The sequence below is a fragment of the Kribbella sp. NPDC050241 genome (assembly GCF_044459685.1).
Lineage (GTDB): Bacteria > Actinomycetota > Actinomycetes > Propionibacteriales > Kribbellaceae > Kribbella.
This window is the reverse complement of sequence record NZ_JBITJE010000001.1, coordinates 1-21,994: the sequence shown is the minus strand read 5'-3', so window position 1 is coordinate 21,994 and position 21,994 is coordinate 1. Positions and strand designations below refer to the sequence as shown.

19 protein-coding genes and 1 other RNA gene are annotated in these 21,994 nt (G+C 67.6%); 10 read left to right on the top strand and 10 right to left on the bottom strand.

The features are described 5' to 3' along the window. Window positions 1–16: 16 nt before the first annotated feature. Complete coding sequence (locus tag ACIBG5_RS00100) at window positions 17–3,688, bottom strand: PQQ-binding-like beta-propeller repeat protein (protein WP_396389217.1); 3,672 nt, start codon at window positions 3,686–3,688, stop codon at window positions 17–19. A gap of 76 nt (window positions 3,689–3,764) precedes the next feature. Between ACIBG5_RS00100 and ACIBG5_RS00095 the strand changes: the two genes are divergently transcribed. Further along, a complete protein-coding gene (locus ACIBG5_RS00095) occupies window positions 3,765–4,958 on the top strand; it encodes an RNA-guided endonuclease InsQ/TnpB family protein (protein WP_396389216.1) in 1,194 nt (397 codons plus the stop codon). Between the two features lie 38 nt (window positions 4,959–4,996). Here ACIBG5_RS00095 and ACIBG5_RS00090 read toward each other — a convergent pair whose 3' ends face one another. Together ACIBG5_RS00090 and glnA are read right to left on the bottom strand one after the other, a co-directional pair. Then, complete coding sequence (locus ACIBG5_RS00090; protein WP_396389215.1) at window positions 4,997–6,076, bottom strand: HupE/UreJ family protein; 1,080 nt, start codon at window positions 6,074–6,076, stop codon at window positions 4,997–4,999. Between the two features lie 303 nt (window positions 6,077–6,379). Continuing rightward, entirely contained in the window at window positions 6,380–7,720 is a 1,341-nt protein-coding gene (glnA, locus tag ACIBG5_RS00085; RefSeq protein ID WP_360447825.1) for a type I glutamate--ammonia ligase, read from the bottom strand. 113 nt (window positions 7,721–7,833) lie between these two features. On the opposite strand from glnA, the gene ACIBG5_RS00080 reads away from it, so the two are divergent. Then, the gene (locus tag ACIBG5_RS00080; RefSeq protein WP_396389214.1) at window positions 7,834–8,253 is read left to right on the top strand and encodes a hypothetical protein; all 420 of its coding nucleotides are present in this window, start codon (window positions 7,834–7,836) and stop codon (window positions 8,251–8,253) included. Here the strand turns inward: ACIBG5_RS00080 and ACIBG5_RS00075 are convergent. Together ACIBG5_RS00075 and ACIBG5_RS00070 are read right to left on the bottom strand one after the other, a co-directional pair. Continuing rightward, complete coding sequence (locus tag ACIBG5_RS00075; protein WP_396389213.1) at window positions 8,179–9,111, bottom strand: hypothetical protein; 933 nt, start codon at window positions 9,109–9,111, stop codon at window positions 8,179–8,181. The genes ACIBG5_RS00080 and ACIBG5_RS00075 overlap by 75 nt on opposite strands. Beyond that, entirely contained in the window at window positions 9,108–9,590 is a 483-nt protein-coding gene (locus ACIBG5_RS00070) for a hypothetical protein (protein WP_396389212.1), read from the bottom strand. Before ACIBG5_RS00070 ends, ACIBG5_RS00075 begins: the two co-directional genes overlap by 4 nt. An 81-nt stretch (window positions 9,591–9,671) precedes the next feature. Between ACIBG5_RS00070 and ACIBG5_RS00065 the strand changes: the two genes are divergently transcribed. After that, window positions 9,672–10,310, top strand: coding sequence for a peptidoglycan recognition family protein (locus tag ACIBG5_RS00065; RefSeq protein WP_396389211.1), 639 nt, complete (start codon window positions 9,672–9,674; stop codon window positions 10,308–10,310). Here the strand turns inward: ACIBG5_RS00065 and ACIBG5_RS00060 are convergent. Beyond that, window positions 10,256–11,443: a DUF418 domain-containing protein gene (locus ACIBG5_RS00060; protein ID WP_396389210.1), complete on the bottom strand. Its 1,188-nt coding sequence runs from the start codon at window positions 11,441–11,443 to the stop codon at window positions 10,256–10,258. The two genes, ACIBG5_RS00065 and ACIBG5_RS00060, sit on opposite strands and share 55 nt — an antisense overlap. A gap of 87 nt (window positions 11,444–11,530) precedes the next feature. Between ACIBG5_RS00060 and ACIBG5_RS00055 the strand changes: the two genes are divergently transcribed. The 4 genes from ACIBG5_RS00055 (at window position 11,531) to panB (ending at window position 16,656) form a co-directional block, all read left to right on the top strand. Continuing rightward, window positions 11,531–12,175: a GNAT family N-acetyltransferase gene (locus tag ACIBG5_RS00055; RefSeq protein ID WP_396389209.1), complete on the top strand. Its 645-nt coding sequence runs from the start codon at window positions 11,531–11,533 to the stop codon at window positions 12,173–12,175. Next, entirely contained in the window at window positions 12,172–12,705 is a 534-nt protein-coding gene (locus ACIBG5_RS00050) for an AAA family ATPase (RefSeq protein ID WP_396389208.1), read from the top strand. The genes ACIBG5_RS00055 and ACIBG5_RS00050 overlap by 4 nt, the downstream gene beginning before the upstream one ends. A gap of 16 nt (window positions 12,706–12,721) precedes the next feature. Next, entirely contained in the window at window positions 12,722–14,494 is a 1,773-nt protein-coding gene (locus ACIBG5_RS00045; RefSeq protein WP_396389207.1) for an NAD+ synthase, read from the top strand. A 152-nt stretch (window positions 14,495–14,646) separates the two neighbouring features. Further along, window positions 14,647–16,656: a 3-methyl-2-oxobutanoate hydroxymethyltransferase gene (gene panB / locus ACIBG5_RS00040; RefSeq protein ID WP_396389206.1), complete on the top strand. Its 2,010-nt coding sequence runs from the start codon at window positions 14,647–14,649 to the stop codon at window positions 16,654–16,656. A 179-nt stretch (window positions 16,657–16,835) separates the two neighbouring features. Here the strand turns inward: panB and rnpB are convergent. Both rnpB and ACIBG5_RS00030 read right to left on the bottom strand, forming a co-directional pair. After that, window positions 16,836–17,236, bottom strand: an RNA gene (gene rnpB, locus ACIBG5_RS00035) — RNase P RNA component class A. Between the two features lie 9 nt (window positions 17,237–17,245). After that, entirely contained in the window at window positions 17,246–17,614 is a 369-nt protein-coding gene (locus tag ACIBG5_RS00030) for a DUF952 domain-containing protein (RefSeq protein WP_396389205.1), read from the bottom strand. A gap of 106 nt (window positions 17,615–17,720) precedes the next feature. On the opposite strand from ACIBG5_RS00030, the gene ACIBG5_RS00025 reads away from it, so the two are divergent. Then, the gene (locus ACIBG5_RS00025; protein WP_396389204.1) at window positions 17,721–19,208 is read left to right on the top strand and encodes a S10 family peptidase; all 1,488 of its coding nucleotides are present in this window, start codon (window positions 17,721–17,723) and stop codon (window positions 19,206–19,208) included. 8 nt (window positions 19,209–19,216) lie between these two features. Further along, window positions 19,217–19,675, top strand: a complete 459-nt coding sequence (locus tag ACIBG5_RS00020) for a GNAT family N-acetyltransferase (protein ID WP_396389203.1) — start codon at window positions 19,217–19,219, stop codon at window positions 19,673–19,675. A 129-nt stretch (window positions 19,676–19,804) separates the two neighbouring features. Here ACIBG5_RS00020 and map read toward each other — a convergent pair whose 3' ends face one another. Then, window positions 19,805–20,653: a type I methionyl aminopeptidase gene (gene map, locus ACIBG5_RS00015; RefSeq protein ID WP_396389202.1), complete on the bottom strand. Its 849-nt coding sequence runs from the start codon at window positions 20,651–20,653 to the stop codon at window positions 19,805–19,807. 53 nt (window positions 20,654–20,706) lie between these two features. Between map and ACIBG5_RS00010 the strand changes: the two genes are divergently transcribed. Further along, complete coding sequence (locus tag ACIBG5_RS00010; protein ID WP_360447853.1) at window positions 20,707–20,895, top strand: hypothetical protein; 189 nt, start codon at window positions 20,707–20,709, stop codon at window positions 20,893–20,895. A gap of 139 nt (window positions 20,896–21,034) precedes the next feature. Here the strand turns inward: ACIBG5_RS00010 and ACIBG5_RS00005 are convergent, their stop codons facing one another. Next, window positions 21,035–21,604 (bottom strand): histone H1-like repetitive region-containing protein, encoded by a 570-nt coding sequence (locus ACIBG5_RS00005; RefSeq protein WP_360447855.1) that lies wholly within the window; start codon window positions 21,602–21,604, stop codon window positions 21,035–21,037. Window positions 21,605–21,994: the final 390 nt, after the last annotated feature.

The window sequence follows — 21,994 nt, the reverse complement described above, 5'->3', positions numbered from 1 at the left end:
CGTCCTGATCGGTTGATCAGAACGCGAACTGGTTCAGTACGGCGAACTTGTCCGTCGCACCCTCGTTCGATACCGCCACCACCCGCCGGGTGATCGTGTGCGATCCCCCGGCCGGCAGGTCGAGCTTGAACTTGCTCATCGTCCAGATCGCCTGCGAGTACCCGGTGAAGGCCCCGCTGTCCGCGCCGTACACCAGTCCGTAGGTCTGGTTGTCAGGGCCGGTCCCGGACTGCCCGATCCAGCGCTTCGCGTCCGGCGTCTGCGCGAACGGTCCACCACTGGTGACCGGCGCGCTGCCCGACACCGCGGAGCGCGATCCCGCGCCGTCGTGGTCGAGGGCGTCACCGGCCCACACCGTCAGCGGCGCACCCGTCGCGTTGGTGAAGGTCGTCGCGGCAGTGACGAACTGCTCGTCGGCCGTCGCGGTGTACGTCGTGACCACCTTCAGGTTCGGGTTCTCCGAGGAGGTCCCGGTGGCCTGGACGACCGCCTTCTCGCCGGTGTTCTCGACGATGCGTACGTCGGTCGACCGCACCTGCAACTGCTGCCACGCGCTGCCACCGGTGGGTTCGGTGGTGCTGACGTACGGCAGGTTGATCCAGTCCAGCTGGTCCGGCTGGCCGGTGATCGCCATGTCGACGACCTTGCCCGGGGTGGACGGGCTCATCTGCGAGTCCTGGAACACCTTCGCGATCGCCATCGCCAGGTGCTTGTTCTCGATCACGATGTCACCGACGCCACCCTCGACCAGACCGCTCGGGAGCCGCTTGCCGATACTCGCGTCGACGTTGACCGGCGACACCTCCAGATTTGCCTGATAGGTGCCGCTGTCGCCGGCCTCGACCTCCTTGGCCGCGGTCGCGAAGCCCAGCTGCGCGACCTGGATGGTGTACGTGCCGGCACCCTGCGAGAGCCCGACCTGGTAGTTGCCCTCAGCATCGGTCGTGGTCCGGCCGACTGCCGTACCGTCCTGGACGACCAGCACGGTGCTGTTCGCGGCAGGACCGCCGGTGACCTTGTTGGTCACCTTGCCGGACACGACCGGCCACGGCTCGTCCGTCGTACCACCCGGGGTGAAGGCGTACAGGTTGCCGTCGAACGCGCCGGCGACCACGGTGTTGCCGCTGACCGCCGGACCTGCCGACACCCAGGTGCCGATGTCCTGCGACCACATCGGCTGGCCCGTCCGCGCGTCCAGCGCGTAGAACCCACCACTGTTGGCGCCGACGAACAGCGTGTTCCCCGACAGCGCCGGCGAGGTGAACGAGCCACCCCGGTACTGCGATCCAGGCAGCAACTGATCCCAGATCACGTCACCCGTGGTCGCGTTCAGAGCAGTGATCGCACCACTCGGGAAGGACATGTAGACCGTGTTGCCCTTGATCGCCGCCGCGGACGGGGTCGCGCCGCTGCTCACCAGCGACGGGTGCGAACTGCGGTAGCTCCACAGCACCGCGCCGGTCGCACCGTCGCGCGCCACGATCCCGTTGTTCGAGCCAATGAACACCTTGCCGTCGGCCGCGGACGGGATGCCGTCCTGCCAACCGCCGAGGCTTTCCGTGCCCTGCCATAGCTTCGCACCGGTCTTCAGGTCGTACGCGATCACGCGATCCGCGGTCTCGTTGCCGACGTACACCCGTCCGTCGGACACGGCCGGCGTGCCGTCACTCATCGTGGCGCCGCTCATCGGTGCGGCCCAGACCCGCTGACCCGTCGTGGCGTCGAGGGCCAAGAGCAGGCCGGTGGCCGCCTCGCCGAAGCGAGTCTGGTACGGGAACAACACCTTGCCGTCGGCAACCGTCACACCGTAGTACCCGTAGGTGCGCTGGTTGTTGCCTTCCGGCGCCGGCCCGGGGTCGTTCTTCCACTTCAGTGCGCCGGTCCTGGCGTCCAGCGCGAACAGCGTGCCGCGCAGGGTCGGGACATAGACGAGGCCGTCGGAGACGGCGACGCTGCCGTGCACCGAGGACGGCACGGTGTAGCTCCACAGCTTCTTGCCGGTGGCAAGCGAAACCGCGTGGACCGCGGCATTGCCGTCGCCGTTCTCGTCCCGCGTCCCGGCGTACACGACGCCGTCGACGATCGCGGGCGAACCGGTCAGGAAGGTGCCCTTGGTCCGGTAGGACCAGGCCAGCCGCTGACCGGCAGCGATCGCGTCGGTGGCGACCCCGTTGTGCGAGGCGTCACCGTGGTGCTGCGACCAGTTGGCTCCGGCGACCGGCTTGATCGCCTTCTCGTTCGTGAAGGTGAAGTCCGAGGTCCGGGTCCACGTCGCCCCGGTCTTGTCGGCTGCTTCCACAGTGAGCTGGTGCTTGCCGGCGTTGATGCCGTTCGGGAGGGCGGAGTACCAGGTGAACTCACCGGTCGAGCTGAGCGGCCGCCACGAGCCCTTGTCCAGCTTGAAGCGGACCCGGACCGGCTGGTCGGTGGTGTCGTAGGCATTGACCTGGATCCCGGGGAACCCGTTCAGTGGGACCGCGGTACCGGGCGCCGGCGACACGATCGTGAGGTCCTTCTCCGCGCCGTAGATCCGGAACGGGTTGTCGAAGGCCTTGTTGTCCATGTGCACGAACCGGAACCCGCGCGGCGAGTTGTCGATCGTGTACGAGCTGGACACCGTCTGGATGTGCTTCGCGGTGCCGGCGAAGTCGCTCTTCGGCTCCACGTCGTTGGAGTGCTCGTGGCCGACCAGGATCAGCTCGGCGCCGTACTGCTCCAGCACCTTGCCGTACTCGTCGTACACCGACGGCGAACCGAACGGCACGTTCATCGGCTGGTGGGTGAGCACGACCAGATGCTTGCCCTCCTTCATGTTCCGGGCGAGGTCGGCCTTGACCCACTCGAGCTGCTCGGCGAACGGCGCGGCCCCGTTGTTCTCCAGGACCAGGAAGTGCCGGTCGCTGTAGTCGAACGAGTACCACTCCGGACCGACGTGCTTGCGGTAGTTGTTGATCCGGGCCGCGTACGTCGCTCCCGCGGCGTACTCGTGGTTGCCGACCGCCGGCCACACCGGGACCTTCGAGTTCGCCGTGCTCTTCTTGTAGAACTCGAACTCGGAGTCGGTGGCGCTGTTGGTCAGGTCGCCGCTGACCTGGATGAACGCGAGCTTCTGTTGCGTGGAGTTGATCTCGGTGATCTGCTCGGGCAGCTGCGCGTTGACGTGCGGGTCGGCCACGTTGGCGAAGGTGAACCCGCCGGCCGCGGAGGCCTGGTCCTTGCGGAGGCCGAAGTTGACCTCCTGACCGGCGCCGTCGGCCAGCTGGCCGAGGCTGCGGAAGAACTTCGGGGTCATGTTGTCGTCGGTGCCGACCGAGTACCCGGCCGGCTGGGTGACGAAGACCAGGTCGACGTCACGGCGCTCGACGTCGGTCGTGAACGTGTAGTGACCCTGGGCATCGGTCACGACGCTCTGCTGACCGTCCGACACGCTGACGCCGGCGATGCCGGCCTCACCCGCGTCGATCCGGTTGTCGGCGTCACGGTCCTCGAAGACCGTGCCGGTGATGGTGGCGCTGGGACCGTCGACTGCGTCGGCGACGATCCCGGTCAGCGGTACACCGATCACCATCACGGCCAGCCCTGCGGTGACGCCGTACAGGAGTTTGTGCCACTTCGTTGTTGGTCTGTGATCGCGAGACGAGCGGGTCAGGCGGATCATGCGATACGTCGCGGGCAGTCGCTGTCTCATCGGACAGGATTGAACCGCGACTCCTCCTTTCACAGTGGTCGCCGAACTGTCGGCGGTGGCTGATTGGATACGAGGCATGTCCCGCTTTCGCTTGGTCCCCACCCCAGTGCAGGCAGCTGGGCTGCTCGCACAGTGTGGCCATGCGCGGTACGTGTGGAACCTCGCCTTGGAGCAGTGGTCGATGTGGACGTCTGACAAGGGCTCCAGCCCAGGGTTCGTCGAGCAAGCTCGGCAGTTGACCGAGGCGCGGGCCGCGTTCGGCTGGTTGCGTGATGGGTCGCAGACCGTCCAGCAGCAAGCGCTGCGGGACTTCGACCAAGCACGCCAGAACTTCTTCGCCGGCAGCCACGGCCGCCCGAGGTGGCGGAAGGCCGGAGAACACGAAGGATTTCGTATCGTCGGTGCGCAGGCCGGCCGAGTCGAGCGCGTGAACCGGAAGTGGGGACGGGCCCTGGTGCCTAAGGTCGGCTGGGTGCGGTTTCGGGCAAGCCGCGCAGTACCGCGGGCGAAGTCGTATCGCATAACCCGCGATCGGGCCGGACGGTGGCATATCGGATTCGCCGCCGTACCTGATCCGATCCCGCCACCAGGCACCGGTGACGTCGTCGGAGTTGATCGTGGCGTGGCCGTGTCTGCCGCCTTGTCCACCGGAGAGCTGCTCAATTGCCCAGCTATGTCCGAGTTCGAGCGTCGGCGACTGGTCCACCTTCAACGGCGACTCAGCAGAGCCCAGCGCGGCTCGAACCGCAGGAAGCGGGTGGTGGCCATGATCGCAAAGGTGCATGCCCGCGCTGTGGACCGCCGTAAGGACTGGATCGAGAAGACCTCCACTGATCTGGCGCGTCGATTCGACGTGATCCGAGTCGAGGACCTCAAGATCACGCAGATGACGCGGCGCCCGAAACCGAAACCGAACCGAGTCAAGCCAGGTACGTTCCTGCCGAACCGACGACGCGCCAAGGCCGCGCTGAGTAGCGGCATCCTCAGCAGCGGCTGGGGACTGCTGGTCCAGCGGCTCGAGCACAAAGCTGTGGGCCGCGTCGAGCGAATCTGCCCTGCCTACACGAGTCAGACCTGTTCGCGCTGCGGGCACCGCGAGCCTCGGAATCGCGAGAGTCAAGCGTTCCGATGCCGCTCCTGCGGCCACCGCGACCACGCTGACATCAACGCCGCCATCAACATCGCCGCCGGACGGGCGGTCAGTGCACGCCGAGACACACCCGTTGGTGAGTCGGTGAAGCGTGAACCTCAACTCACTACCTCCGCGTAGATGGGCTGGAATCCTCGTCGTTCAGGGCGGGGAGGACGTCAAGCGATGAGGAACCTTTCTACGAACCAGAAGAGGCCGAAGGCGGCGACGACCCCTGTCGCCGAACGGACCACCGGAACCGAGAGCCGGGTCCGGCGGATCAACAGGACCAGCGGGAACACGGCGAGCAGCAGCAACGCCTGACCCGCCTCGATGCCGACGTTGAAGCTCAGCAGCGAGACGAGCAGTTCCGGACTGACCTGATCGGTGATCCGCAACGACCCGGCGAAACCGAGCCCGTGCAGAAGACCGAAACCGAAGACCACCGGGAGCCGGTGGCGGGTGGAGCCGAGCAGGTTCTCGACCGCGACGAACGCGATCGAGAGCGCGATCAGCGGCTCGACGATGACCGGCGGCACGGACAGGCCGCCGAGCAGGGTGGAGATCAGCGTGACGCTGTGCGCCACGGTGAACATCGAGATCACCTGGACGAGACTGCGCAGGTTCACGGCGCCGAGGATCAGGGCGACGACGAACAGGACGTGGTCGAGCCCGGTCAGGATGTGCTCGACGCCCATCTTGCCGAACTGCAGACTCGACGTGGCCAGCGTGTTGTCGCCGACGGTGAAGTCGTGGTGGGAGCGGTCGAACACGGTCCGGCCGGCGCCGCTGTCGAAGGTGTACTCGACCAGGTTGGTGTGGTCGTCGGCGACCGCCTCGGACATGGCGAAGACGCTGAACTGCAGGCTGAACGCGCCGGAAGAGCCGGGGCACTCGAACACGAGCCCGAGGTCGGCGTACGCCTTGGTGGCGCGCTGGCCGACCGATGTCGTCTCCAGCGACTGCTCACACGCGGCACCGTCGACGGCGACGACCACCCGGTCGTGCAGGTACGCCGCGATGCGGTCCTTGGCCGTGTCCAGGGCTTGCGCGCGCTGACCGTCGTCCGTGGTCGGTGCGCCGAGGTCGACAGCTCGCCCGAGTACGTCGTACTCGAGGCTCAGCAGATACGTGACCCGGCTGCCGTCCTGGTGCACGGTCGAGTACCCGGTCGAAGCGATCACATGAGCCGAGGCCGCCGAGGCTCCCGTGAGGAACAACAGGACGAGCAGTCCGATACCCACCAGCAGTCGCCGCATGAGACCCGATCCCACGCGACCCCGGCGACTACTAGGTGACCACTCAGGAAACTATTTACCGCCACCACGCGGCAAATCGCCACTCAACCGCACTACCCCACCACGTCCACCCGCCGGCCAACCGCATGCGTACCAGCCGCCAGGGGCCCGCCCGTGATCGGCTGGCGGCTTGTTTTCCCGATAGCGCGTTGCAGTGCGCCACTCATCAAGAAACCCGCCAGCGGATGGCCTGCTAGCCGGATTCACCAGCCCGCCGAGTGGCTGTGCACCCGCGAGGCAGCACGCTGGCGAAGATCCGTGGTTCTAGAGGACAGGTAGGAGCTTGTTGAGTTCGAAGGGGGTTACCTGACGGCGGTAGTCGAGCCATTCGGCGCGCTTGTTGCGGAGGAAGAAGTCGAAGACGTGCTCGCCGAGGGTTTCGGCGACCAGTTCGCTGTCTTCCATCGCGCTGATCGCCTCCGCCAGGCTGCTCGGCAGCGGCTTGATGCCGAGCGCCTTGCGCTCACGCGGCGTGAGCGCCCAGATGTCGTCCTCGACCTCGCGCGGCAGCTCGTACCCGTCCTCGATGCCCTTCAGCCCAGCGGCCAGCATCAGCGCGAACGCGAGGTACGGGTTCGCCGCCGAGTCCAGCGACCGGAACTCGACCCGCGAGGACTGCCCCTTGTGCGGCTTGTACATCGGCACCCGGACCAGCGCGGACCGGTTGTTGTGCCCCCAGGAGACGAACGACGGCGCCTCGTCACCGACCGCAAGCCGCTTGTACGAGTTCACCCACTGGTTCGTCACCGCGGTGATCTCGGCCGCGTGGTGCAGCAGCCCGGCGATGAACGCGCGCCCGGTCTTGGACAGCTGGTACTGCGCGCCGCCCTCGAAGAACGCGTTCCGGTCACCCTCGAACAGCGACATGTGGGTGTGCATCCCGGACCCGGGCTGGTCGCTCAGCGGCTTCGGCATGAACGAGGCGTAGATCCCCTGGGTGAGCGCGACCTCCTTCACCACGACGCGGAACGTCATGATGTTGTCGGCGGTCGACAGCGCGTCGGCATACCGCAGGTCGATCTCCTGCTGGCCCGGCCCGCCCTCGTGGTGGCTGAACTCGACCGAGATGCCCATCGACTCCAGCATCGTGATCGCCTCGCGGCGGAAGTCGTTCCCGATCCCCTGCGGGGTGTGGTCGAAGTACCCGGACGAGTCGACCGGCTCCGGATGCGTCCCGGGCGCGCCGGTGAGCGACTTGAACAGGTAGAACTCGATCTCGGGATGGGTGTAGAAGGTGAACCCCAGATCGGCCGCCTTGGACAGCGTCCGCTTGAGCACGTGCCGTGGGTCGGCGAACGACGCGGACCCGTCCGGCATGTTGATGTCGCAGAACATCCGCGCGGTGCCCATCGTCTCGCCGCGCCACGGCAGGATCTGGAACGTCGACGGATCCGGCTTGGCCAGCATGTCCGCCTCGGTCACCCGCGCGAACCCCTCGATCGCGGACCCGTCGAACCCGATTCCCTCGGCGAACGCGCCCTCCAGCTCGGCCGGCGCCACCGCCACCGACTTCAGGAACCCGAGCACGTCGGTGAACCAGAGCCGCACGAAGCGTACGTCGCGCTCCTCCAGCGCGCGCAGCACGAACTCCTGCTGCTTGTCCATCGGTCCACCTCTCACGGCGTCGGTCGGTTCTCACACAGTGTGCCCCGGCTCTGTTAAGCAGACGTTACGTGCTGCTGGGGACATCGGCAGCGCCAGGGCCTACCGTGTCTGTCGTGCAAACGATCTTCGGCGCCGGGTACCACGTGGCGCTGATCGTGGCAGCGGCCCTCTGCGCCAGCGACCTGCTGCTCAGCACAGCGCGATTCGTCCAGACGATCCGGCGGAAGCGCACCGCCGAGCAGGACGTCCTCGGACGGCGCTGGCTGCCCGTCCCGGAGCTCGGATTCGGCATGTTCGCGTTCTGCTGCCCGGGGCTGGTCACGCTCGGGCTGACCCACCACAACGCCGACGACCTGCCGACCAAGGAGATCCTGCTCGCCGCCCTGGTCTTCGGGTACGCCGGAGCGGTGCTGTCCCGGGTCGTGCGGACTCCCGGACCGGGCGGCCGCCGGTTCCGGCTACGCGCCGGCCTGCTCCTTGGCCTCCCGGCCATCTTCGGCCTGGTCTTCGGCCTCTCCGGCGTCGCTGTCTGAGGCCCGCCGCCGCTGGAACCACGGCACGATCCGCTCCATCGGCGCGAACGCCAGCCAGCAGACCACGGTCGGCAGGAAGTGGATCAGCAGGATCGCGGTGTTCGCCGCGTGGAACCCGAGGAAGAACAGGGCCCCGAGCAACTGCCACCGCCCCTTGAGCCACAGGATGACCGGGGACAGGAACTCCGCGGTGATCCCGACCCACTGCATCACGTGCAGCATCCACGGATGGTGCAGCAACCACTCCCCGACCGGATGCGGCCGCCGGACGATCGCCCACGTCAGTACGGCGCTCCCCGGCCAGGTCAGCGCCCATCCGGCACTGCGCAGTTTCGCTATCGCGGAAAGGAAGTACGTCGCGATCACGCAGATCTGCACACACCGGATCACCCAACCGGCCGACTCCGATCGCGTCTGATCGTTGTACGACGCGCGTCCGCCGCGACCGGCCTTCACGGTCGGAAGGACCCACAACGCGATCACGAGCGCAAGGTGATCGTGGTCGACCTTCCCGTCACTCATGCCGATCAGCACCCACCAGGTGAACGCCGGCGCCACGATCCAGCCGGCGATCCGCGGGAAGTAGTTCGACGCGCCGACCAGGCAGGCCGCGATCAGGACGACGTACAAGGCGGTCGTGTTGAAGACCGTGGGCTTGGGGAGATCGAACATGCGGGCCAGGAGCAACGGCTGGTAGAGCCCGGGATGCTCGCCCTTCAGCCGGGTGTCGCGGACGAAGGCGTGCATGTCCACGATGACGAACAGATAGAGGACGGTCCGCAACCACGCCACCCGGGCGAGCGCGATGGCCGGGGTGAACCAGTTCGCGGCGCGGACGGCGGCGGTGCGGGCGCTCACTTGCGCACCTCCCAGGTGGCCAGGACCTCCGGTGCCGGCGGTCCTACGACCCGGCCCTCGACCAGTTGGGTGGTGTCACGGATCAACTCGAGCTTCACGTACTTCGGCTTGTCCGGGTGCTTCTTCGCCCACCCGTCCGCGACCTGCTGCAGCAGCGACGGGTCCTTGACGATGTCCCCGGTCCGGGCCTCGATCTCGGCCCGCGCGACGCCGGCGCCCTCGATGTTCAGCGGTACGTCGACCGTCGTTCCGGCATCGGTCTGCGCGCTGATCCGGGTGTAGGTGATGGAGGCGTCGTCGGGCACTGACATCGCGTACTGCGACATCGGGCCGAACGGCCACGCGTCGTCGGTGGCGCGCACCGACCCGTTGATCAGCAGGCCGATCCCGACCAGGGCGACGGCCACCCGTACGCCCTTGCCGACCTTCCCCAGCCGGGCGTCCCCCGCCCGCTCCTGCCCATCTGTCACGACCGTCATTAGACCAGACCGGTTTCGGCAGCTCGGCGGTAGGGAATTTTCTATACCATGACCGCCCCAGAAAATTTCCAACCTGCCCGGATGTCCCGGCGCACTGTCCTGCGCGGCGCTGCCGCCTCAGGGGTGCTGATCGGCGGCATCGCCGTCTCGACCACGGCAGCGCACGCCGCCCCCGCGCCGCGCTGTTACACGCGCACCGAATGGTCGGCCCGCCCGCCCAAGTCCGCCACCCAGGTGATCGGCGCACCCGACCACATCGTCATCCACCACACCGCCAGCCCGAACGTCACCGACTACTCGCTGGCGGCGGCGTACGCCGTGTCGCACTGGATCCAGGACCTGCACATGGACACCAACGGCTGGATCGACTCCGGCCAGCAGCTCACGATCAGCCGCGGCGGCTATCTGATGGAGGGCCGCAGCAAGTCGCTGTCCTCGATCAGGAACGGGCAGAATGTCCTCGGCGCCCAGACCGCCAACCAGAACAGCCACACGATCGGCATCGAGCACGAAGGCATCTACGTCAGCCAGAACGTGCCGACCGCCCTGTTCGACATGTCCGTGCTGACCTGCGCCTGGCTGTGTACGACGTACGGCCTCGATCCGCATGCCGCGATCGTCGGGCACCGGGACTACAACTCGACCCAGTGCCCGGGTGACGTTTTCTACGCGAGGCTGCCCGAGCTCCGCGACCGGGTGGCCGCGGTCCTCCTCGGCTGATAGGTCACCCTCCGGATCAGGATCTCGAACGGACCGCGGTAGCTCGCGCGCCGCATCCTGTCGGCGATCCATGCGGTCGCCAGCCAGGTCGCGACCGCGAGGAGTGCCGTCGTGGTGGTGGAGAACGTGCGGGACAGATCGAGCAGGTACGGCGTGAAGACCACGGCCCACACGACCGACTGGGACAGATAGCAGGTCAGCGACCGTTGGCCGGCAGCAGCGATCGCCAGGGTGATCCGGTCCTGGCGATCGCGCAGCTTGAGCGCGATCAGAACGCTGAGAGCGGCGTACCCGAAGCCGCCGAGGACACCGGATGCGTCATGCAGCGGACCGAGCCGGGTGAGCGCTTCGCCGCTCGGCTGGTCGATCACGCCGCCGACGACCAGCGACACCGGTAGTGCGCCCACGACTGCCACGGTGAGGCCGACGACTGCCGTCGTACGCAGCAGGGTCAGGTGCTCGGCCGGCCGTTCGAGGATGCGCCGGCGGCCGGCCCACAGACCGACCAGGAACGGCGTGACGAACCCGATCCAGCCGAGCAAGGCGATGAACGGCTGCACGACGATCCGGTCACCGAACTGTCCCAGGAAGTCCGGAGGAAGCATCGAGGGATCGCTGGCGTCGGACGCAGTGGCCAGCGAGTCGTCGCTCGGCAATGCGGTGAGGACAAAGACCAGCGCTGCGACGATCAACAGCCAGCGGTCCTTCCAGCGCAGGGCCCAGACACCAAGGAAGAGGAGTACGCCGTACGCCGCGAGGATGTCACCGATGTACAGCAGCATCGCGTGCACGAAGCCGAGCACGATGAGGACGAGACTCCGGCGCCACAGCAACGTCCGGATCGGCCACCATTCCTTGCCGGATTCCCGTTGCCGCCGGACGATCTGCGCGACGCCGTACCCGAACAGGACCCCGAACATCGGGAACGCGCGGCCGTCGACGAAGGTCGACAGCACCATCCCCACCACGCGGTCGGCACTCGAGCCGTCCATCGGGAAGCCGCCGAACACGCGCGTCCCGTAGACGAAGTAGTGGGAGTTCGCCAGCGCGATGAACAGCAGCATGAAACCCCGCGCAAGATCGGGTCCCAGCGCCCGCTCCCCCAGCCCGGTCGGCCCACCTTGGTTCGCCATACCCCTGAGTGAACCGAGCCGTAGCCGCCTCGCCATCCACCCAAAGTTCCCGGCCTGGTGAACCTTGGTCGCTGTTTGATGAGCCGCATGGACGACGACGTACTCCGTCGATGGCAGCGCGGCTGGTCCGTGGCGCGGGAGTGGACCGACTACACCGAGGTCGACGGAGTCATCGTCGTCCGCGTCGGCGAGCCGGACCGCCGGGTCGAATACCTCGCCACTGAACAGCACGCGACCACAGCCGCCCGGATGGCCCACACCGACGCCAACCCTGCGGGCAGCTCCTGGCTCAAGATCGCCACGACGTCCCGCCAGCGCGTGGCCGCCGTACTCCATCCGCTCGAGCTCATCCGGACCGAGCGATTGTTGACAATCTCCTTGTCGGATCAGCAATCGAGTCAGGTGCCCGCACAGTACGAGCTCGACGTCAGTGCGACGCCCGGCCTGATCGACGTCGAGCTGCGCACCGACGGAAAGACCGCCGCGAGCGGACGGATGGCAGTCCTCGGAGCCGACGCAGTTGCCGACGTGATCTACACCGCGCCGCCGCACCGTCGCCGTGGTCTGGCCCGCGCCGTGATGTCCGCCCTGGCCGACGTCGCTATCGATCAAGGCGCGACCACGGGTCTTCTCTCTGCCTCCCCCGACGGACTCCCGCTCTACCAATCCCTCGATTGGTCGCCGGTCGCCGACTTGGTTGTCGCGCGAACGCGGTTACCGTCGGTGGGATGAAGCAGGTCATCGTGTTCACCGGTCTGCCCGGGACTGGCAAGTCGACGCTGGCCGAAGCACTTGCTGTCGAAGCAGCTACTCCGGTCTTCGCCGGCGACTGGTTGCTCGGGGCGCTCAAACCACACGGCGTACTCGGCGGACTGAGCCGGCCGGCCTTCCTGGCGATGTACTACGACCTGCTGGAGACGTTGGTTCGCCGGCAGCTGATGCTCGAGCAGTCGGCGATTGTCGACTGTCTGGTTGACGACACAGTGGCGGACCGATGGGAGAAACTGGCGACGGAGTACGACGCACGGCTGCGGTTGATCGAGTGCGTTTGTACGGACGAAGGCGAGCACCGGCTCCGGTTGGAGGGCCGGCGGCGTGGGATTCCCGGATGGCACGAGGTCGGGTGGGATCACGTGGAACGGATGCGGGTCGAGTACCCGCGGCTGACCCGCGAGCACCTCACAGTGGACGCGATGAATCCGGTCCAGCGGAACCTCCGGCTGGTCCGGAAGTACAGCGGACTCTCGCAAGAGCCGGGGTAACCAGTAATGTGCTCTCGTGCCTCAGCTTCGGGTAGCGCTCGCTCAACTCAATGTGACCGTCGGTGACGTCGACGGCAACGCGGAGAAGCTCGTTGCCTGGACGCGGAACGCGGCCGAGCGTGGTGCGCATGTCGTGGCGTTCCCGGAGCTCGCGCTGACCGGCTACCCGGTCGAGGACCTGGCCCTGCGAGCGTCGTTCGTAGACGCGTCGCAGGCCCGGATCCAGGACCTGGCGAAGCGGCTGGCCGACGAAGGGCTCGGCGACATCGTGGTGGTCTGTGGCTACCTCGACCGCGCGACCGGTACGGCGATGGGCATCGACCGGCTCGGCCGGCCGAAGGGCTCCCCGACCAACTCCGCGGCCGTGATCCACCAGGGCCGCGTGATCACGAGCGCGGTCAAGCACCACCTCCCGAACTACGGCGTCTTCGACGAGTTCCGGCACTTCGTCCCCGGCAACACGCTGCAGGTGGTCCGGATCCACGGCGTCGACGTCGCTGTGGTGATCTGTGAGGACCTCTGGCAGGACGGCGGCCCGGTCGCCGCCGCCAAGGCCGCTGGTGCGGGGCTCCTGCTCGTCATCAACAGCTCGCCGTACGAGGCCAACAAGGACGACGTTCGCGGCGCACTGGTCCGTCGCCGCGCCCGCGAGGCCGGCTGCCCGCTGGCGTACGTGAATCTCGTCGGCGGCCAGGACGAGCTGGTCTTCGACGGCGACTCGCTGATCGCCGATGCCGAGGGCAAGGTGTTCGCCCGCGCCCCGCAGTTCGAGCAGGGCAGCATGGTGGTCGACCTCGAGCTGGCGGCCCCGACGGGCACGCCGGCCGGCACCCACGAGGGCATCGAGATCGTCCACACGGTCATCCACGACGAGGCCCTGGCGGCGTACGACCCGATCGCGGCCGCGGTCGCGCCGCGGCTGTCCGACGAGGCCGAGATGTACGGCGCGATCGTGACCGGACTGCGCGACTATGTGCAGAAGAACGGGTTCAAATCCGTCCTGCTCGGTCTGTCCGGCGGCATCGACTCGTCGCTGGTGGCCGCGATCGCCTGTGATGCGGTCGGCGCCGAGCATGTGTTCGGCATCTCCAACCCGAGCGTGTACTCCAGCGACCACTCCAAGGACGACGCGGCCGAGCTCGCTGCCCGGACCGGTCTGAACTACCGGGTGGTGCCGATCCAGCCGATGGTGCAGCCGTTCATCGACACGCTCGGCCTGACCGGCCTGGCGGAGGAGAACCTGCAGGCCCGGGTCCGCGCGGTGATCTGGATGGGCCTGTCGAATGCCGACGGCCACCTGGTTCTTGCCTGTGGCAACAAATCGGAGCTGTCCGTCGGCTACTCGACCATCTACGGCGACGCGGTCGGCGGCTACGCCCCGCTCAAGGACGTACCGAAGACCCTCGTCTGGCGGCTGGCGAAGTGGCGCAATGCGGACGCGAAGGCGCGCGGCCAGCAGCCGCCGATCCCGGAGAACGCGATCGCCAAGCCACCGTCGGCCGAGCTGCGGCCGGGGCAGCAGGACACCGACTCGCTGCCGCCGTACGACCTGCTCGACGACATGCTGGACGACTACGTCGAGCTGGACCGCGGCAGCGCCGAGCTGGTCGCGGCAGGATTCGAGACCGAGCTGGTCAGCAAGGTGATCCAGCTCGTCGATCGCGCGGAGTACAAGCGCCGGCAGTACCCACCGGGCCCGAAGATCACCCACAAGGCCTTCGGCCGGGACCGCCGGTTGCCGATCACCAATGCATGGCGTGAGGACGCACGGAAGGCAGCCGAGCACTGAGCGATTCCTGGCGGTACCGCCCATCCAATGACACCCCGTGGGGCGCTCCTGAAGAGCCCACGGGTCGGTCCGGCTCGCCCGGCGACGGTGTGAGCGATCACTCAGGCACAGCCGGTGGCGCTCACCCTCCGCAACGGTGGGACGATGAAGGCATGGTTGACAACTTCCTGTCGGCCGGTACCCAGGGCGAGGACGAGGAGTTGCCGTCGCCGTACGGGACCGGACCGAAGAACCGGACAACCGAGGAGCACCGCCGCTCGGACTACGACAACGACTCGTGGCGGGACCGGGCCAACGGCCTCGGTCTCGACCCGTCGCCGTCGCTGCCGAACGCCCCCAGGTCCTACGAGCGCGGCCCGGTGCCCCAGCAGCCCTACGTACCCAAGCCGCCGTACCTGCCCGCGGTGCCGCCGCCCCCGGCGCAGCAACCCCAGCAGCAGCGGTACGGCGACCAGCCGCAGAGCCGCCAGTACGGCGATCAGCCGCAGCGGCCTGAGCACTACGGGGAGCGCGAGCAGTCCCGCGCCGACGAGCCGTCGTACGGACAGCCGGCGTACCCGGAGCAGAACCCGTTCCGTCCGCAGCAGCCTGCGCAGCCTCAGCAGACTCCTCCGCCGCAGCAGGGCCGCCCGAGCCCGTTCGGCCCGGGGAGCAACGGCGTGCCGCCGAACCGGCAGGCGCAGCCACCGGCGGCCGGTCAGCAGCCGCAACCGCAGCGGCCGCCTGCACCCCCGCAGGCCGGCAACGGGCTGACGCAGCGGCCTCAAGGGCCGCACAGCTCGAACGGGACCAGCAACGCGAACTGGAGCGGCCAGGCGCCTGCGCAAGGCCCTACTCCATCGAACGGTCCGGCTCAGAGCAACGGACTCAGCAATGGGTTGAGCAACGGGATCAGCTCACACCAGCCGTCTGGTCAGACTCCGACGACGCCGCCGCCCCCGGCTCCGCCCGCGCAGCCTCAAGGCCAGCAGCAACAACAACAGAACCGGCCGAGTACGCCTGCCACTCCCCCGGCCAACCACACGGTGGACACCCCGACCATCACGGCGTACATGCCGGAGTCGATCGAGGGTTACCAGCAGGACTCGGGCAGCAAGCAGGACAACAGGTATCTGTCGGATCCGAGTGCGGAGTACGAGAGCAACGCACCGATGAACGAGCCGAAGCCGTCGGTCGGCGCGCGGCGGCGTGCGGACGTCCAGCAGGACGCCCCCAGCCAGGTGGCGAACGAGCACACGGCTTCGCACCGCGCTGCCCGCAGGGCGCAGGCCATGGCGAGCGCCGGTTCGTCCGCGCTCGGCGCCCCGGTGGCGCCGGCGGACAATAAGCCGTCCGACGGCGGTGGCCCCGGTGAGGCCGGCAAGCGGCCGCGGCGGTACCGCATCCACCACCTGCGGGACATGAAGAACCGCGGCGAGAAGTGGGCGATGCTGACGGCGTACGACCAGTACACCGCCGAGATCTTCGACCGGGCCGGCATTCCGGTGCTGCTGGTCGGCGACTCCGCCGCGAACAACGTCTTCGGCTACGACACCACGCTGCGCGTGACCGTCGACGAACTGATCCCGCTGGCGCGCGCCGTCGCGGGTGCGGTCGACCGGGCGCTGGTTGTCGCCGATCTGCCGTTCGGTTCGTACCAGGCGTCGCCCGAGCAGGCGTTCCACACCGCCGTCCGGTTCATGAAGGAAGCGGGCGTGCACGCGGTCAAGCTGGAGGGCGGCCGGACCGTCGTACCGATGGTGGAGAAGCTGACCCAGTCCGGCATCCCGGTGATGGCGCACATCGGCTTCACACCGCAGAGCGAGCACAGCATTGGCGGCTACCGCGTGCAGGGTCGTGGCGACCAGGCCGCCGGCCTGATCGACGACGCGGTCGCACTGGCCGAGGCCGGCGCGTTCTCCGTCGTACTGGAGATGGTCCCGGGCGACGTCGCCGCGGAAATCACCAAGCGCGTCACGATCCCCACCATCGGCATCGGAGCCGGCCGCGACACCGACGCCCAGGTGCTGGTCTGGCAGGACATGGCGGGGTTACGGTCCGGCACCATGCCGCGCTTCGTCAAGCAGTACGCCGACCTCCGCGGAATCCTCACCGCAGCAGCCACCACCTACGCCGCCGACGTGGCCGCAGGCACCTTCCCCGCCGACGAACACACCTTCTGAGGAACACCCGCAAAGAGCTGCCGCCGCGCGGCGGCAGCTCTGTTGAGAGCATCCAGCGCGGGCTGCTCCAGGCGAGTCCCGGGGTCTGCAACACCTCGTGGGGGCCTGAGACAGGTCATGCTGTGCTGTCGGCCACCAGTTGCTGTTCCGGGCCACGGCGGCATCCTTCGGCTGGTGAGGGAACGGGCCGGTCATGTAAGCCGGATTCTGTCGAGTGCGATCATCCATCTACGGTGACCGTTGCCGGGCACCTCCAGCGGCCTACCCGCGAGCTCGGGCGGGCAGCCCTCGAACGCTCGCGCGGGTGGTGGTTGCCCACCGCCCTTCTTGGCCTTGCTCCACGTGGGGTTTACCGAGCCTCCGCAGTCACCTGCGGAGCTGGTGGTCTCTTACACCACCGTTTCACCCTCACCCGCACTCCGATGAACCACGGGGTTCATCGAAGCCGCTGGCGGTCTGTTCTCTGTGGCACTGTCCCGCGGGTTGCCCCGGGTGGGTGTTACCCACCACGCTGCCCTGTGGAGTCCGGACTTTCCTCGGCGCCCGCTGTCGCGGACGACGCGATCGCCCGACCGACCCGTTCCTCAATTCAGGATACGGCCTCGGCGGACACTTCCGGCCAGCGCCCGTCGGAGCCTCGCTCGTACGGGCGGACGTCGACGACGGCGTCCAGGTTCAGCGGGCCGTAGATGTGCGGGAAGCTGATGCCGATCCCGTCCAGGTCCTCGTCGCACAGCGCGGACACCAGCCGCCCGGTGTCGATCACCAGCAGGCACACCGGCTCGGCCACGTCGTCGTAGACGAAATTCGCGACCATGGCGACCTGCTCCGGCCGCGACGCGTGGATGAACGTCGCCCCGTCATCGAGGGACTTGCCCCGCGTCGACCACCGATAGCTGCCGGCCTCCTGCGCAGCCTCCCAGTGCTCCACGAACGCGATATGCAGAATCGTCGCCATGCCCACAGGCTAGTGCTGCCCGCGCTCCGGATCGCGGATCACCGCAGCACGGTTTGGTCGACAGACAGCCCTCGGTACGGCCGGTGCGTCGATTAGGGTGCTCGGCATGGCCAAGGATGAGACCACCGAGTCCACGACCGACGCGACGGACGAGAAGAAGCCGGCGACGCCGACCGACGACCTTGTCACCTCGCAGCACACCCTGACCATCGAGGGGCGCGAACTGCAGTACACCGCCACCACGGGACGGATCGTGCTGAAGCAGGAGGTGCTGACCGACGGCAAGTTCGACGGGCATCAGGCGAAGGCCGAGGTCTTCCTGACCGCGTACACCTTGGACGGCGCCGATGCGGCCGAGCGGCCGGTGACGTTCGCGTTCAACGGTGGGCCGGGTTCGTCGAGCATCTGGTTGCATCTGGGACTGCTGGGTCCGCGCCGCGTGGTCTCCGGCGACGCGGGTGAGCTCGCGCCCCCCCCGTACGGGCTGGTGGACAACGCGGAGACCCTGCTGCAGCACAGCGATCTTGTCTTCATCGACCCGGTGTCGACGGGCTACTCGCGCGCGGTCGAGGGCGAGAAGCCGGGCGACTACCACGGCTTCACCCGCGACCTGGAGTCGGTCGGCGAGGTGATCCGGTTGTGGACGTCGCGCAACGGACGCTGGATGTCGCCGAAGTTCCTGGCCGGCGAGTCCTACGGTACGACGCGCGCCGCCGGACTCGCATCGCATCTGCAAGAGCGCTACGGCATGTACCTGAACGGCGTGATGCTGATCTCCGCCGTGCTCGAGTTCGGCACACTCGACTTCACGCCGGGCAACGATCTGCCGTACACGCTCTACCTGCCGACGTACGCCGCCATCGCGCACTACCACGGCCTGATGCCGGACCGGACGCTCGAGGAGGTGCTCGCCGACGCGGAACGGTTCGCGGCCGGGCGCTACCCGAATGCGCTTGCCCAGGGCAACCGGATCCCGGAGGACTTCCGGGCCGAGGTGGTCGGCCGGATCGCGGCCCTGACCGGGCTGACCGAGGACTACATCGACCGGGTCAATCTGCGGATCGAGCACATGCGGTTCTTCGGCGAGGTGCTGCGGTCCCGTCGGCAGACCGTCGGCCGGCTGGACGGCCGCTTCACCGGCTGGGAGGCGGACTACGCCGGTGAGACGCCGGCCAAGGACCCGTCGTTCAGCGCGATCATCGGGCCGTACACGGCGGCGCTGAACCACTACGTGCGGGTGGAGCTCGGCTACCAGAACGACCTGCCGTACGAGATCCTCAGCATGGACGCGGCGAAGAACTGGTCGTACAAGGAGTTCGAGGGTCAGCAGATCACCGTCGCGGAGAAGCTCGCCGAGGCGATGCGGGTGAACCCACATCTCAAGGTGCACGTCGCCTGCGGTCACTACGACGGCGCGACGCCGTACTTCGCCACCGAACACACCCTTGGTCGCCTGCAACTCCCCGCCGAACTGCTCGGCAACATCGAGACGAAGTACTACCCGGCCGGTCACATGATGTACGTCCACGACCCGTCGCGCGTCCAGCAGTCCGAAGACATCGCGACGTTCATCCGGGGCGCCTCCAACCGATGACGCCACCGATGCTGACCCTCGTCCGTCCGGCCGGTCCGGTCGAGGCGCCGCGGGTCGAGGGTGTTGTGCTGCGTCCGCCCGTGGCGGCGGACACAGCGGCGTTGGGCCGGTTGTACTTCGAGGCCTATCCGCCCGGCGCGGCGTCGGCGTCCGAACAGGAGGCGATCGAGGACATCGCGCTGACCTTCGAGGACGCCTACGGGGTGCTCGATCCGCGGCTGAGCCGGCTGGCTCTCGTCGGTGACCGTATGGTCGGCGCGATCCTGGTCGTCCAGCGTGCACCATGGCCGGACACCCCGGACTGCGCGTTCGTCATCGAGTTGTTCACCGCGCCGACGCATCGGCGGCTAGGCATCGCCCGACTGCTGTTGAGCGGCTGCTCCGCGGACACAGTGGCGCTCCGCGTCGACGACGACAACACTGCTGCCCTCACGCTCTACCGCAGGTTCGGCTTTCACGACGGGTAGATCCGGAAGCCCTTGAACGTGCGATGCGGGAGCGACGCGTAGAAGTCCGAAGCCTCATCAGTGACGAGGTCGATGCCTCGCACAGTGCGAGCACGCCTGGAAGATGGGCGTGCTCGTACTGTGTGACGGTCACGGGAGGGTCAGGACTTCGGCGCCGGTGTCGGTGACTACCAGGGTGTGTTCGAACTGGGCGGTGCGGGACTTGTCCTTGGTGGTGGCGGTCCAGCCGTCGTCCCAGAGGTCGTAGTCGTAGGTGCCGAGGGTGAGCATCGGCTCGATGGTGAACGTCATGCCGGGCTCGATCACGTCGTCGAAACGCTCGTCGTCGTAGTGCGGGATGATCAGGCCGGAGTGGAATGCCGTGGCGATCCCGTGGCCGGTGAAGTCGCGGACCACGCCGTACCCGAAGCGCTTGGCGTACGACTCGATCACCCGCCCGATGATGCTGACCTTCCGGCCCGGCCTGACTGCCCTGATGCCGCGGTTCAGCGCCTCCTGCGTGCGCTCGACCAGCAGCCGGCTCTCCTCGTCGACGTCGCCGACCAGGAACGTCCCGTTGGTGTCGCCGTGCACACCGTCGAGGAACGCCGTGATGTCGACGTTGACGATGTCGCCGTCCTCGAGCGGACGGTCGTCCGGGATGCCGTGGCAGATCACCTCGTTCACCGACGTACACAGCGACTTGGGATAACCGCGGTAGCCGAGCGTCGACGGGTACGCACCGCGCTCGATCAGATACTCGTGGCCGATAGCGTCCAACTCGTCCGTGGTCACACCAGGCTTCGCCGCCGCACCGACCGCCTGCAAGGCCTGCGCGGCCAGTTTGCTCGCGACGCGCATCCTGTCCACCAACTCCGGCGCGGTCACGTACGAACCGTCGTACGGCGTCGGAGACGGCTTGCCGACGTATTCGGGGCGCGGGATGGATGCGGGTACTTCGCGGCGCGGCGAGATGATGCCGGGAGTGATAGTCGACATGGTGAGATCATTCTAGTGAGCTGCGACAAGACTCCCAGGAGGTGGTCATCCAGATGAGCGACGATCACAGCAACGAGTGGTACTACAACGTCAAGACCGGCAAGGTCGAGCCGTACCAAGGGGAGAAGGCCGGCGACCGGCTCGGGCCGTACAACTCCCCCGAGGAAGCTGCTCGGGCACTGGAGAAGGTCCAGGAACGCAACGAGGCCTGGGACAACGACCCCAAATGGGACGACGACTGACCGCAACTGACACCGCGCACCTGACGACGCACTACTGACACGGCGCTGCGCAATGAACACGCACCAAGGGGCACCACCGATCTCGGTGGTGCCCCTCGGTCTTGGTTTCGTCGACGTCGCGCGAGTGCGGACGCCGGGCTCAGCGGGTGACCCGCCGCGCGGTGGTCTTGCGGGCCGGAGCCTTGCGGGCCGGGGCCTTCTTCGCCGCGACCTTGCGGGCGGGCGCCTTCTTGGCGGCGGTCCGCTTCGCCGGGGCCTTCTTGGCAGCGACCTTCTTGGCCGGAGCCTTCTTCGCCGCGGTCTTGCGAGCCGGAGCCTTCTTCGCGACGGTCTTCTTCGCCGTCGTCTTGCGGGCCACGGTCTTCTTCGCGGCCGTCTTGCGGGCCGTGGTCTTCTTCGCCGGCGCCTTCTTCGCGACGGTCTTCTTCGCGGTCGTCTTCCTCGCGGCGACCTTCTTGGCCGGAGCCTTCTTCGCCGTCGTCTTCCGCGCTGCGGTCGTCTTCTTCGCAGCAGTGGTCTTCTTCGCGGCCGTCTTCTTGGCTGGCGCCTTCTTTGCCGCACTCACCTTCTTCGTCACTGTCTTCTTCGCTGCGCTGACCTTGCGCGCGGACGTCGTCCTTGCGGCGCTGGCCTTCTTCGCGACAGTCTTCTTGGCGGGAGAAGCCTTTTTGGCTGTCGCCTTCCCTGCGGCTGCCTTCTTGGCTGGCACTCTGCCTCCTTGGTGCGGCTGAGGAAAACCACGGTGGATTCCTCGTCGTCACGATGATGACAACACTTGGTGCGTACGTAAAGCACCCGAAACGTCCGCAGGTTAAGGCGTCCTGGTCGCAAAGCGGCGCACAAATGCCGAAAATCCTTGTGCAGAAGGGATTCCGCCGCGCTATGAGGATGCCCGAGGGACCGGATAATTTCTTGGCGACACGCGCACAAAGTTCGTGTCGAAGCACGCAATCGGCGAGTGTTGTCGTCGGCAACGGCCTTCGCGAAGTGAGGTGACAGACGTGCTAGTGCCGCGCGTCTGAGGTCTTCTGACGGTTGGCTTTCTTGAGGATCTGGTCGGCGGTCTTGGTCCAGGCGAACGGGTGTGATCGGTCGTTCC

Excerpts from the sequence above, each read along its gene's own strand:
- ACIBG5_RS00055 (WP_396389209.1), top strand. The coding sequence starts at position 11,531 with ATGGACGACGACGTACTCCGTCGATGGCAGCGCGGCTGGTCCGTGGCG.
- ACIBG5_RS00070 (WP_396389212.1), bottom strand. The coding sequence starts at position 9,590 with ATGACGGTCGTGACAGATGGGCAGGAGCGGGCGGGGGACGCCCGGCTG.
- ACIBG5_RS00020 (WP_396389203.1), top strand. The coding sequence starts at position 19,217 with ATGCTGACCCTCGTCCGTCCGGCCGGTCCGGTCGAGGCGCCGCGGGTC.
- ACIBG5_RS00065 (WP_396389211.1), top strand. The coding sequence starts at position 9,672 with ATGTCCCGGCGCACTGTCCTGCGCGGCGCTGCCGCCTCAGGGGTGCTG.
- glnA (WP_360447825.1), bottom strand. The coding sequence starts at position 7,720 with ATGGACAAGCAGCAGGAGTTCGTGCTGCGCGCGCTGGAGGAGCGCGAC.
- ACIBG5_RS00060 (WP_396389210.1), bottom strand. The coding sequence starts at position 11,443 with ATGGCGAACCAAGGTGGGCCGACCGGGCTGGGGGAGCGGGCGCTGGGA.
- panB (WP_396389206.1), top strand. The coding sequence starts at position 14,647 with ATGGTTGACAACTTCCTGTCGGCCGGTACCCAGGGCGAGGACGAGGAG.
- map (WP_396389202.1), bottom strand. The coding sequence starts at position 20,653 with ATGTCGACTATCACTCCCGGCATCATCTCGCCGCGCCGCGAAGTACCC.
- ACIBG5_RS00025 (WP_396389204.1), top strand. The coding sequence starts at position 17,721 with ATGGCCAAGGATGAGACCACCGAGTCCACGACCGACGCGACGGACGAG.
- ACIBG5_RS00010 (WP_360447853.1), top strand. The coding sequence starts at position 20,707 with ATGAGCGACGATCACAGCAACGAGTGGTACTACAACGTCAAGACCGGC.
- ACIBG5_RS00050 (WP_396389208.1), top strand. The coding sequence starts at position 12,172 with ATGAAGCAGGTCATCGTGTTCACCGGTCTGCCCGGGACTGGCAAGTCG.
- ACIBG5_RS00030 (WP_396389205.1), bottom strand. The coding sequence starts at position 17,614 with ATGGCGACGATTCTGCATATCGCGTTCGTGGAGCACTGGGAGGCTGCG.
- ACIBG5_RS00090 (WP_396389215.1), bottom strand. The coding sequence starts at position 6,076 with ATGCGGCGACTGCTGGTGGGTATCGGACTGCTCGTCCTGTTGTTCCTC.
- ACIBG5_RS00095 (WP_396389216.1), top strand. The coding sequence starts at position 3,765 with ATGTCCCGCTTTCGCTTGGTCCCCACCCCAGTGCAGGCAGCTGGGCTG.
- ACIBG5_RS00100 (WP_396389217.1), bottom strand. The coding sequence starts at position 3,688 with ATGAGACAGCGACTGCCCGCGACGTATCGCATGATCCGCCTGACCCGC.